At 38.2% G+C, this 12,781-nt stretch carries 7 protein-coding genes and 1 pseudogene; all 8 read left to right on the top strand.

All coding sequences use genetic code 11. The features are described 5' to 3' along the window. Window positions 1–1,086: beta galactosidase jelly roll domain-containing protein (locus tag AC59HZ_RS11930; protein ID WP_496546006.1), on the top strand; the 1,086-nt coding region annotated here is incomplete at its 5' end. A 196-nt stretch (window positions 1,087–1,282) separates the two neighbouring features. Further along, window positions 1,283–1,507: a hypothetical protein gene (locus AC59HZ_RS11925; RefSeq protein WP_496546005.1), complete on the top strand. Its 225-nt coding sequence runs from the start codon at window positions 1,283–1,285 to the stop codon at window positions 1,505–1,507. Window positions 1,508–1,541: 34 nt separating this feature from the next. Then, window positions 1,542–4,580, top strand: coding sequence for an InlB B-repeat-containing protein (locus AC59HZ_RS11920; RefSeq protein ID WP_496546004.1), 3,039 nt, complete (start codon window positions 1,542–1,544; stop codon window positions 4,578–4,580). 282 nt (window positions 4,581–4,862) lie between these two features. Continuing rightward, window positions 4,863–6,830, top strand: coding sequence for a glycosyl hydrolase family 28-related protein (locus AC59HZ_RS11915; RefSeq protein ID WP_496546003.1), 1,968 nt, complete (start codon window positions 4,863–4,865; stop codon window positions 6,828–6,830). 521 nt (window positions 6,831–7,351) lie between these two features. Next, window positions 7,352–9,022 carry an extracellular solute-binding protein gene (locus AC59HZ_RS11910; protein ID WP_496546002.1) on the top strand — a complete coding sequence of 557 codons (1,671 nt, stop codon included), beginning with the start codon at window positions 7,352–7,354 and terminating at the stop codon, window positions 9,020–9,022. 141 nt (window positions 9,023–9,163) lie between these two features. Then, a pseudogene (locus tag AC59HZ_RS11905) lies at window positions 9,164–9,286 on the top strand (carbohydrate ABC transporter permease); the annotation flags it as partial. A gap of 87 nt (window positions 9,287–9,373) precedes the next feature. Continuing rightward, window positions 9,374–11,104: a sensor histidine kinase gene (locus AC59HZ_RS11900; RefSeq protein WP_496546001.1), complete on the top strand. Its 1,731-nt coding sequence runs from the start codon at window positions 9,374–9,376 to the stop codon at window positions 11,102–11,104. Window positions 11,105–11,118: 14 nt separating this feature from the next. Beyond that, on the top strand, window positions 11,119–12,777 hold the full coding sequence (locus tag AC59HZ_RS11895) for a response regulator (protein WP_496546000.1): 1,659 nt from the start codon (window positions 11,119–11,121) through the stop codon (window positions 12,775–12,777). Window positions 12,778–12,781: the final 4 nt, after the last annotated feature.

Raw genomic sequence — 12,781 nt, 5'->3', positions numbered from 1 at the left:
AAGCTTTGTTTTTTTAGCGGAAACGTGAAAGAGGCTGACAAACCGCTTGATTTTAGCAGCTTCGGACAGTTTAGCGGGTACTTAGGTTATGAAAGTGAATTTTATGCTGAGGAAACGAAGGATACGACGATTGTTTTTACGAGAATCGAGGATCCCGTCATGGTTTTCTGTAATGGTCAATATGTTGGCAAGCTTAGCATGATAGGGGCTGCAGCCATTGAAGTTCCTGTTAAGAAAGGGAAAAATACATTAACCTGCCTTGTTCAAAATATGGGGCGATTTAACTATTCCCAAGCGATCGGTGAACCAAAAGGGATGAGTGAAGCGCCTGCTCTAAATGGGAAGTATTTATCATTACGGGGAGGGTGGCAGGTAGAAGGGTGTGGAGTTTCGCATTATTTATCGCAAATACCAAAAATTGAAGGGCGAATTGGGTTTTTAAGATCATTCATGAATCAGGGCTATGACCGGGCGATTCTTATTGGTGAGGGTGTTTCGCGTGTTCAGGTAAATGGAAGATCGGTAAAGATGTTGATGGAGAGTCAAACGGCTTGGTCAAGAGGCAGTGCTGTCTATGGGATTGCCGATATCAGCGATGCCTTAAAGCAGGGGGAGAACATCATCGATTTAGATGCTCAGCATCTTTCTAGTATTCGCCGGTTTGATCTTTATTTATTTAATGAAGAGGAGCAAATTAGCAACTGGAAAACAAAATCATTTGCCCAGCTTCAAGAAGAAAAAGAATGGGCGGCCGCTAATCAACGGAATCAACAAACGATTGCTCCACGCTGGTATAAAAGTCGTTTTACCTGGGACCAAGAAAACGGCACCATTGTAAAGATTCGGTTTGATCATATGAGTAAAGGGTGTTTTTGGGTAAATGGACAATGTTTAGGACGGTACTGGAACATTGGGCCACAGGAGGATTATAAGATTCCAGCATCCTTACTGAAAGAGCAAAATGAAATTGTTATTTTTGATGAAGAAGGTTTAGTGCCGGATCATGTTGTGATTCATTCCTACAGCCCATATGTTCAGTCAGAAAAAAAACAGTTGGTTACAGTCGAAGCTGGAAGCAAAGAATGAACCTTATATATGAAGAAAAAGTTTTATATTACTTTTAAAGTAATGCCCGATTAATATTCTTTTTTGGAACTTTTTGAATTAGATGCGATCGCTGCTTGTTTTTTCATAGTACAACAGAAAATGAGAACGTGTACATACCGCACTACCATTATTGTTGAGGCTGTGTACTATTACGAGATAAGAGGAGGTTTTCAGGATGATAAGGAGAAGGGATAGAAGGATTTTATCTTCTTTTCTTGTGTTTTGTCTTATCACATCCATGTTTTACGGAGTAACTACGAAGAAAGTTCAAGCCGCTACACAAACACCTTATGTTTCGTCGGCAACAGAAAATGTAGTTCAAAAAGAAAGCATTCCAGTTCTGAACAAACAATTAAACACAACCGTTGGAGCAAAATCGATAACGACATTCGAAAAATGACAACGCAAGCAGCATGCTTATTCCTCCCGACGAGATGACGGCAACGGCAACCAGCTCTGCTTCTGGAGAAGGTCCGGACAAAACATTGGATGGTCAATCAGGCACCAAATGGCATACAGCATATGACACAAGCTATACAGCGCTTCCGCATTCCATCACTTATAACCTCGGAAAGTCATACGACGGTGTATATAAGCTCAAATATTTGCCAAGACAGGATGTAGATTGGAACGGTGTTATTACCAAATTTGAGATTTCTGTAAGTACTAATGGATCAACGTTCACGAAGGTTGCTGAAGGAACATGGGATTCAGACAAAACGGAAAAAACGGCAACTTTCAATGCAAGCGGAGCTACTCATGTGAGATTTACTGCTCTTGCTTCGAGAAGCGATGCCGGCAAGCAGTTTGGATCGGCTGCTGAAGTTCGTCTTTATAGCATGAACGGATTCACAGTAGACAAAACCAAACTTACCAATGCGATTGCATCGGCAACTGCCTTTATCGATGGATTTACGAAAGACCCTTCATATTTGGACAAATTGAAAGAGCTCAAGACGGAAGCCGAAACACTGTTAACGAGTGCAACTATCACACAGGAAGAGATGACAAAGATGGCAGACCAATTGACTGACGAAATCGCATTCATACAAGCGAATAATAGTAAGAATAACGGATTCAATGTGTTTTTTGCTCCTGAAGCGCATTCATCGAATCCGATCAGTTACATGAAGGATGACAACAGCTCTACCTTCTATGAAACAAACTGGGCGAATAACGGAAGACATTACAAACCTGGAGATTATATCATATTGGATCTGAATCAGAGTAAAGTTGATGTTGGTAAAATCGTCTATACACCGAGACAAGACTCGGCAAACGGCAGAATTAAGCAATACAAAATCTATACGAGCAATAAGGATTTGACGAGTACAACAGTCGATGGCACTCAAGACTATTTGGACGAAAACTTTACTTTGGCAGGAACTGGCTCTTGGGATACGACGCTTAAAGCCGATCAAACGGCTACGTTTAAATCTAAAACAGCACGGTATATTGCCATTCAGGCCATGACAACTGGAGGAGATGCCAATACCCTTACTGCTGCAGAGCTTACAGTCTTTCAGAAAGAAGTAAACAGCATCGACACAAGCAGTGTGAAAGCAGCTATTAATCAATTGAATTCGCTCAAGTCCACTGGATTACACCCGCAAGTAGTAGCGGCTATCGACAAACAAATTGCGGAAGTCGGTAATCTTGAGTTGTTAACTGAGGAAGCTGTTTCGTACTACATGACCGTTCTTAGCGATATGTACGATTTGTATGCAAGCCTCGGCAAGAATGATTCCATTAAGAGCGGGAAAGTATGGCTCGATACGGAAGGCATACCAATCCAGGCCCATGGCGGCGGTATTCTGTATAATGAGGAGAACAAAACGTACTACTGGTACGGCGAAGATAAAACGGAAAACAATATCGGCTCGGGTTACGTACCGGTAACAGGAGTTCACGCCTATTCTTCGAAAGACTTATACAATTGGAAGAATGAAGGGGTTGTATTGCCGGTATTCAACAATCCGCAACTAGGCCGGGACACTTTACCTGCTGGAAATTTGCCAATGTACTTGGATGAAAATTCGGACACGTACAAGAATAGCGGTAAACCTTTCGATCCTAACCGTGTCGTGCATATTATAAGAAAGGACGAAGACTATACCAAAGATATGAAGTCGCCGGCAAACACGCTAAGCAAACACAATTCGCCAGAACGCATAGCCGAGTTGAACGCATTGTACGAAGGCTATAGAAATGAGCAGAAGCAAGCGATGTATAAAGACTTTAACTGGGATAAAGTTGTGGAACGACCGAAAGTAGTCTATAACAAGAAGACGGACAAATACGTCATGTGGTGGCATCACGATGGTCCTATCGCCGGTACTTATTGGACAGCGGAAGGTGGCGTTGCAATCAGCGATTCGCCGACAGGACCATTTAAATATCTTGGCACATTCCGATTGCCGAACAATGGATCCGACAATGGTAATGATGGCATGCTGCGGGACATGACGCTGTATGTAGATGAGGATGGTGATGATGCTACTCATGATAAAGCGTTTCTGATCTATTCTTCGGAAGAAAACAGTACAACTATTATTATGCAATTGAATGAAGACTACACTGGCCCTGCCAAGAATGAGAATGGACAGTCATTGGAAGGAACCCACTGGGTGAAAGCTCATAAGAGCTGGAGAGAAGCGCCAACGATCTTCAAGCAAGACGGCGTCTATTATATGATTACGTCAGGATTGACAGGCTGGAATCCGAATCCTGCCAAATATCATGTATCCACGAATGGCATTTTCGGACCATGGATAGAAAAAGGCGATCCGATGGTGAATGACTGGGAAGGAACGACTTTCAGAAGCCAAAGTACGTTTGTATTGCCTTATCGGGATGGTAATGGTGATATCGTACCGAATAAATTCATCTTTATGGCTGATAGGTGGATTCCTCATAATTTAAAGGATTCCAGATATGTATGGCTTCCAATCGAATTAAATAATCAAAACAAAACGGTTGAGATAAGATGGCATGATGAATGGGATTATTCTATCTTTAAAACAGGTACTACTGTAAACTTCAACAGTAACGGTGGCAGCGAGGTTCGTAACATCTACGGAGCAGCTTCCGGATCAAAGATTACCGAACCAACAGCTCCGACCAAAGATGGGTTTACGTTTATTGGTTGGTACGCGGATGAAGCATTAACCGATGAATGGGATTTTGCTAACGATACCATAACAGAAACAGATATGACGTTATACGCGAAGTGGAACAAGGTTGTAACGGTAAGCTTCAACAGCAACGGAGGCAGTCCGGTTGCATTTATGGTTGTAAACATTGGATCGAAAATTAATGAACCATCAACTCCGACAAGGACCGGATATAAGTTTGTTGGGTGGTACAAGGATACAAAGTTAAAACAAGAATGGAATTTTACCACCAATATAGTTACTGCAAATGTGACGCTGTATGCGAAGTGGAAGAAAAGTAAAAAGAAAAGTATGTTGTGATTTAAATTGAATAAGGATGACCCAAAAGTCTAGATCATTTGACTTTTAGGGACAGTCCTTTTTGTTTTGGGATTAAAAACAAAAAACTAATTTAGGATTTTCATGAGCTATCTTCCCTTAGATATGAAGAAAAAGTTTTATATTACTTTTAAAGTAATGCCCGGATTAATATTCTTTTTTGGGGCAGAGTAACAGCATTTATGTTAATGTGGGGGTCCTACAAAATATTTCCTAATTTTCAAATTAAAAATTCATAAGTAAATGGTTAAAGGGGTTAAGACAATGGTAAGAAAAAATATTGAAATGATAATTCAAGAATGCAAGAAAGTAATAAATGTAACCGATTTCGGGGCGGATCCCTCTGGACAAACAGATAGTACTGATGCAATTTGGCGTGCATTTGAATCAGCAAAGGAAACCGAAGGACCAGTAGTTATAGATTTCCCATTGGGTACTTATCAACTCCAAAAAGGAACTGCTCAAAAAAGAGTTTATCATACATCCAACACAAATAGTATAGAATACCCAGTAAAACATATTGCTTTATTACTTGAAGAACAGAATCATGTAATAGTAAATGGCAATGGTTCCTTATTTATGATACATGGAGATTGTATGGCCATTGCAATCGTTAAATCCAAAGATATCTATCTTCACAATTTTTCTTGGGATTTTGCAGACCCCACAACAATTGAAATGACAGTAATTAACACCGGGGAATGGGAGGATGGAGAATTTACCGATTTCTACATTCCTTCTTGCTTTAATTTCTCGATTAGTAAAAATGAAAACGATGTCATCTGGTACAGTGAAAAAAATCCAGTTAACGGACAGTATTATTGGACCGATAAAAATCACAAAGATGCATGGACACTCGTAGCTTATCATCCAGATATAAACATAACAAGACGCTATTCGCTTCATTTAGGTCCTTTTTCTGATAATAGAGTAAAGGTTCTACAAACTGGAAAATCAACGATTCGGGTCTTTTATGATAAAAAAAGACCGTATCTTCATAAGGAAGGACTAGTTTTTGAATTCTGTTCAACACCTAGAAGAGAAACGGCAGGAGCTTTTATTTGGGAAAGCTCGGATACAGTTGTTGATAAGGTTAATGTACATTATATGCATGCATTTGGTTGGTTAACTCAAATGTCGCATAATGTTTCTTATTATGATTGCACATTTAAAACAAGAGAAGAGAGTGAACGTTATACATCTAGTTATGCTGATTTGATTCATGTGTCAGGAGCTAGTGGTCATGTACATATAGAAGGATGCACTTTTAATCACGCTCATGATGATCCTATTAATGTTCACGGAACATTTACGCGGGTAGAGAAAAAAATAGATGATTATACTTTACTGCTTCGTTATATCCAAAGGCAACAAGGTGGTTTTCCTCAATACTATGTAGGTGATCAAGTAGTATTTTATCACAGGGAAACGTTAACGCACGGAAGTGATCAAGGGAGAAAGTATACAGTAACTAAAGTAGTAAATCCCGAGGAAATTGGTACTGATTTAAGATCAATGATTGTTACCTTCGACCAACCTATTCCTTTTGAGCTGCTAGAAGATCATACAGGAGAACCATTATTTGTAGCTGAAAATGTTACGTATACACCATTGGTCTATATTAAGAATAATCTTTTTGAAACAATATCAACCAGAGGAATATTATGTACAACAAATAAAAAGGTAATCATTGAACATAACATATTTAAACATATGGCAATGGATTCTATCTATCTATCTAATGATTCACAATATTGGTATGAATCTGGTCCAATTTGTGATATGACCATTCGTTCCAATAAGTTTTACGTTGCTAAAGTAGGCCAGGCTAAATGGAGAAATGCTGCAATACGTATAGATCCAATTACTCTCGGAGAGAAGATGCCGCATTATACAAATGCCATTCACAGGAACATCAAGATTGAAGATAATGAATTTTTTATGGAACACGAGTCTGTATTAGTTGCGAATAGTGTAGATTACCTTATTTTTACAAATAATACAATTTCTACGTATCAGCCAGAAAGAGATAAGTCACTTCCGCGAACGATAGTCGGTGAGGAAAAAAAGAATGATAGAATTTCAAAAACGTTTGAATTGTTTGCATGTAACAACGTCATTATTGATGAAAATACTTTTGAAAAAGACTATTGTCAAGAACTTTCTTATTCTAAGATGCCATTAACGAATATTCTAGTAAATGGAGTAGATAAATTGAACGAGATTAAATGAAAAGATTCTTGATGTGTGGAGGAGAGAAATGTGATATCGCTTTGTAAATTGGGAAATTAAAACTTTAGCTGTTTTTAAAAACAATTTACCGCTGTGGCAGTTTCCCATTACCTCCAGGTATAGTGCTGAGTATCGATAAAATAATGTTATGGTTACCATAATGCCTTTTGATAGTACAATAAACTCGTAAAAAGCTTAAAGTGTTAATATAAGCTGCAGCAGCCAAGAACACGAACTGAAGAAGATTTCTGTCTTAACGTTTTAAATTCGCATAATCCTGACGCTACACCTATCAGGATATTTATAAAATAGATTGACCCATCAACCCATTATGTATTACGCTGTAATAAATTTCTTTCATTTAAGATTGAAAGAGAGGATGGGAAGAGTTTGACGATTACGAAGGTAATTGTATATAAAAGTATAGGTAAGTAAAAAGGAGTATATTGAGTGAAAATTTTAAAATATCTATACTTATGTATGAAAGCGATTTCTATTGTAAACCACAGGGGGATAAATTGATGGGGCGTTTATTGAAAATGGGGATGTACCTTGCTTTAGTGTTCATGTTAAGTTTTGTGACGGCATGCGCGGATAAATCATCTCGTGTTACGCCGCAACAGAAAGAAAAGAATGATGATGTTGTCACAGATCCTATGGCCAAATATGATCCGCCTATTGAAGTGACAACCGTCCGAGGAGTATCGAATATTGTTTTTGATGAAGGAGAAACGATCGACGATAATGCCGTCTATGATGCGTATGAGAAGGATTTAGGAATAAAAATCAAAAATAAATGGGTATCGGATAAGTATTCCGAAAAGTTGAAATTGAGCATCGCTTCAAACGATATTCCAGATTTCATGAAGGTTTCCGCTAGTGAGCTGAATCAATTATATGAAGCTGATATGATTATGGATCTGACGGAAATCTTCGACAAATATGCAACGAAAGCTACAAAGGAACGGTTCCATCTTGATGGAGGACGTCAATTGCTCACAGCTACTTTTGACGATAAGTTAATGGCGATTCCAGAGACGGACAACCCGTATAATTCGTCCAGCTATTTATGGATTCGTAAAGATTGGCTGGAAAAACTTAACTTGTCTGCGCCAAAAACCATGGATGATGTATTTAACATTATCGATGAATTCTCAGCTAATAACCCTGGCGGAAAAGGAAAAACATATTCATTCGCCATTAATAAGGACTTTTTAAATAGCGGTGCGTATGACTTACAGGGCTTTTTTAATGGATATCATGCCTATCCTGGAAATTGGGTGAAGGGGCCAGATGGTGAATTAATGTACGGGACGATTGCACCTGAAATGAAACCGGCCATTCAGAAGTTACAGGAGATGTACAAAGAAGGACTCATAGACCCTGAGTTTGCTGTAAAAGATGCAGATACAGTAAATGAACTTGTTGTTTCTGATCAGATTGGAATGGCATATGGTGCTTTTTGGCTTAGTATCTGGCCGCTACAATCTGCTGCTATCCAGAATGATAAGTTGGCCCAGGATTGGCAGGCATATCCCATTGTTTCGACTGATGATCAGCCGGCTAAAAGTGGAACAGGCACTGGTGTAGGTGCGTATTTTGTGATTTCTAAAAATGCGAAGAATCCTGAAGCAGTCATGAAAATCATTAATAAGTGGATTGAGGTACAAACAAAACTGACTGATGAGAATAAAGTGTATATGTTCGGGAAATCCGGCATCGATAAAAGTTCCATGCAGTGGAAAATAAATCCGACTGTATTTTTTGCCCAAGACGAAAACTTGGCAGCCGGAAAATTATTGCCAAAAGCAATCGAAGCGAAAGATCCATCTGTCATTGGCCCAAATCCAGGAATGATTTCCCGATATAAACGGGTTGAAAAGTATCTAGAAGGCGATTTGAATGAGTGGAATGAATGGGCGATATCCAAGCCTGGAGGTTCATTCGCAATTATGAATCAATATAATGAAGAAAATCGTTTCCAGGTTGATGAGTTTAATGGAACGCTTACCCCTACGATGATTAGCAAACAAGGTATTTTAGATGAAAAAGCTTATGAATTCTACACGAAAGTAATCATGAATAAAGCTTCTATCGATGAATTTGACAAATTTGTTAAAGAATGGAAAAAACTTGGTGGGGAGCAAATGACACAAGAAGTGAACGATTGGTACAAGAGCAAAAAAAAATAAAGATGGATTGATGTGTTCGGAATGCTTATATCATGCTTTCCGAACACAGTTTTTAATTTATTTTGACATTGAGTGAGGAGAGAATTTAGGTTTTGACCAAATTTTTAATTTATATAGTGCACCTGTATTTGAATATAAAAAGATCCACGGTTTTTGACCGCCGATGAAGCGGAGTTATTGCAATCCATGTCCGACCGGACTAATTCTGCCGCGCAAATATTTGTGGCTGCTTTACCTATATTGTTCATTTACCCATTTTTGTAAAGATACTTTGTAAAGGGGATCGTAACGGGGAGTATAAAAGAATAAGGTACATGATGTTGATAAGTTCATGGGATTAGGGGGAGAAAGGTGAAGAAAGCTATGAGTTCAACACCTATATTTATGCGATTGATTTTGGCGTTTCTAGTGGTTCTATCCCCTATATTTCTTGTTATGCTGGTCATTGTAGATAAAGGAAAAGACGACTTGCGACTAAAAATGTCCGAATCTATTATGGATGGCAATCGGCATGCCTTGTATTCATTGGAATATGAGAGTCAGAGAAGTCAGCAATTGATGCACGAATTTATATTGGATCAAGACCTCCTGGAACTGGCCATTAATGGGAAAGAAATGGATTGGTATGAAAGAATAGAGAAAATCAAACTGATCCAGCGCAGAATGAAGCTTGTCAAACAATCAAGTCCTCTGAATTTGGAAATGAAAACGTATGTCCCTTCTCTTGACAGGACCATTTTAAGTGGAGATTATCAAACAACAATCAATGAACCCGAGTTCATGGCCATGTCCAATATTGATGGACAACATGAGGGCTTATGGCGGTATTGGGATGATCGGGTTTGGATTCAGTTTCGATATGGGGGTACCTTGGATTCTCAGCCATTATTTACTCAGAGCATTGAATTATCGTTGCCGCAGATTCGTCAAACATTGTCAAATATTAATCGCTCACTGGGGGGGATGGCAGCGTTTATTAATATGTCTGAAGGTTGGGGTATTTATTCGGAAAATGGCTCAGAACTGAGACCATTGCTGTTATCACACTTGCGTGCAAGCAAGAATGAATCCGGTATGGAATCCATTACGTATGACGATGAGTCGTTTCTTACTGCTTATCAATATTCTCCTATACTTGGCGGTTATTTGGTTGTCATTGTACCAGAAGAAATCATGTTGGGAGAAATCAATAAGTATGAAGGCAGGTTATGGATATTATTTATTGTAGCCTTACCACTAATCGTTGCTTTTTCTTATATGATTTATTTAACAATTCATAAGCCGCTAAGAAAACTATTAACTCATTTTGAGAGAATGAAGCATGGACATTTTCGCCAAATCGAAATTCCGGACAAAAAATCTGAGTTTACTTATTTATATAAAGGTTTCAATGAGATGGTTGAAAGATTGGAAGATTTAATAAACGAAGTCCATCTACAAAAAGGCATTAGTCAGCTCCACGAATTGAAACGGTTACAGCTGCAAATTAATCCTCATTTTCTTTATAATTGTCTATTTGTGTTAAATCAACTGATATTATCACAGGATACACAAGTCGCATATAGGTTTTCGCTCGCTGTGGGAAGGTACTTTCAATTTTTGACGAAGGATGGCACCGACGAAATCCCTTTGGAAATGGAGATCGATCATAGTCGTACTTATGTGGAAATTCAAAAAATATGTTTTGGTGAGCGAGTGCATATTTCTTTTTCAGGGTCGATACCACTCGGCACCCAAATCGTGCCGAGGCTGATACTGCAGCCTATTATTGAAAACAGTTTCAAATATGCATTTGGGGAAATTTCCAAGAACGAAGGGAAACTCCATATACATGCTGCAAAAGAAGAAGATTTTCTTATTATATTCGTTGAAGATAATGGTAACGTTCTTACTGATGCCCAAATTCGCGAATTAAATGAGCGAATCATAAAGGTGCCCGAACTGAATGAAGATATTTCCGGTCTTCAGAATGTTCATAGGCGCATTCGATTAAAATTTGGACAAAACAGCGGAATTTTTCTGAATCGGTCTTCTCTCGGCGGTTTACAGGTAATTGTAAAGTTTCGCATATCACAATCATAAGAGGAATGTGGATTATGTATCGTTTGTTGATCGTAGACGATGTACCCATCATTGTTGATGGTTTAGCCGAATTGTTTTTGGAACAAGAAAGATACACTTTTGAAGTGTACCAGGCTTATTCAGGGTTAGATGCTTTGGATGTATTAATCAAAAATAAAATCGATATTGTGCTGTCTGATATTAAGATGCCAAGTATGGAAGGAATTCCCCTACTTCGTCAAATAAAGAGACAGTGGCCGGAGTGTAAAGTAATTTTTCTGACAAGCTATAATGATTTTGATTATGTACAAAATGCAATTAGTCTGGGAGCGTTTGATTATATTTTAAAAACAGAAGAGCGGGATAAAATTGTTCAGGCCGTTTTCAGAGCAATTGAAAAGCTGGAGGATGAATTTTCTTCCAAGATGTTAGTTGAAAAGGCTAAGCTTCAAATGCAAAGGGCTATTCCATCCCTTCAGAAAGAATGTATACACTCAATATTACATGGCAAGGTCGACGGCAAAATTGTCTCTGAACAATATTTTGCTGAAATTCAACTTCCACTGAAAGCTGAATATCCCGTGTTTCTTTTGGTAGCACGTATTGATAGTTGGCGGAATGCCTCCATGAAACATGAACGGGAGTTGCTAGTCTATGAGCTTCAAAATATTATGGCAGAATCTTTGGGAGATAGGGCTGCCTTTTATACATTGAAATATAAGCAATCACAATTAATTTGGTTTATTCAGCCTTATGAAAATACTGATGAAAATTGGGAACATACATTTTACTTTATTAAAGGTACTTTGGAAACTGTGCAGAACACATGCGCTGAAATTCTGCATCTTTCTGTATCGTTTGTATTGGGCAAGGAGCCATCAGAATGGTTGAAAATTGCGGACAAGTTTGATCAGTTGCTTTCCTTATTAGCTCAAGAGGTTGGTTTGCAAAGTCAAGCACTTTTAGTGGAAGGAGACCAGCAAGCTTCGGATGTGATAACCGAAAATCAATATAAGTCTATTGGATTCTCTTTTGAAAGGAAGTTTAAGCTTTTAAATTTTCATCTGGAAAATGGGGAGGAAGAACAATATTTTTTTATTCTTTCCGAATTATTTGGGTACTTTGATCATGAAGAAATCAATTACTTTCTAAAGATAGAAATCTATCACGCCATATCATCCATTTTGATGTCATATATGAATAGATATGATTTCATGCAAAGCATCGCCGACCATGTTTCAATTGAAAAGCTATATAGTACAAATGAAATCCTTTCCTGGGTTGATCTCACGGATTATTTTCATAGACTTTCGCGTCAAATATTCATCTGTCAAAACATGAAAAGGGACGAAAATACAAATGTCATCATTCATAAAATCAATGAATATATTCATGCCAATCTTGCCAATGATATCTCGCTGTCGGTGCTCGCTGAACAAGTCTATTTAAATCCTTCATATTTATCACGTTTATATAAAAGTATAGAAGGAATTGGCATCTCTGAATATATAGCTAATTTCCGGAATCATACATCTAAGAAATTATTAACAGAAACAAATATGATGGTTCAGGAAATTGCCAAATCAGTTGGATATACATCCGGGCTGACATTTAACCGGTTTTTTAAAAGATATAATGGATTGACCCCACAGGAATACCGAAATAGTAGATTGGTATTAAATAAGGAGGATTAGAATA

It is taken from the genome of Neobacillus sp. DZ-9 (genome assembly GCF_059587065.1).
Note: the sequence above shows the minus strand (reverse complement) of the source record. Positions and strands in the feature narration are given on the sequence as shown.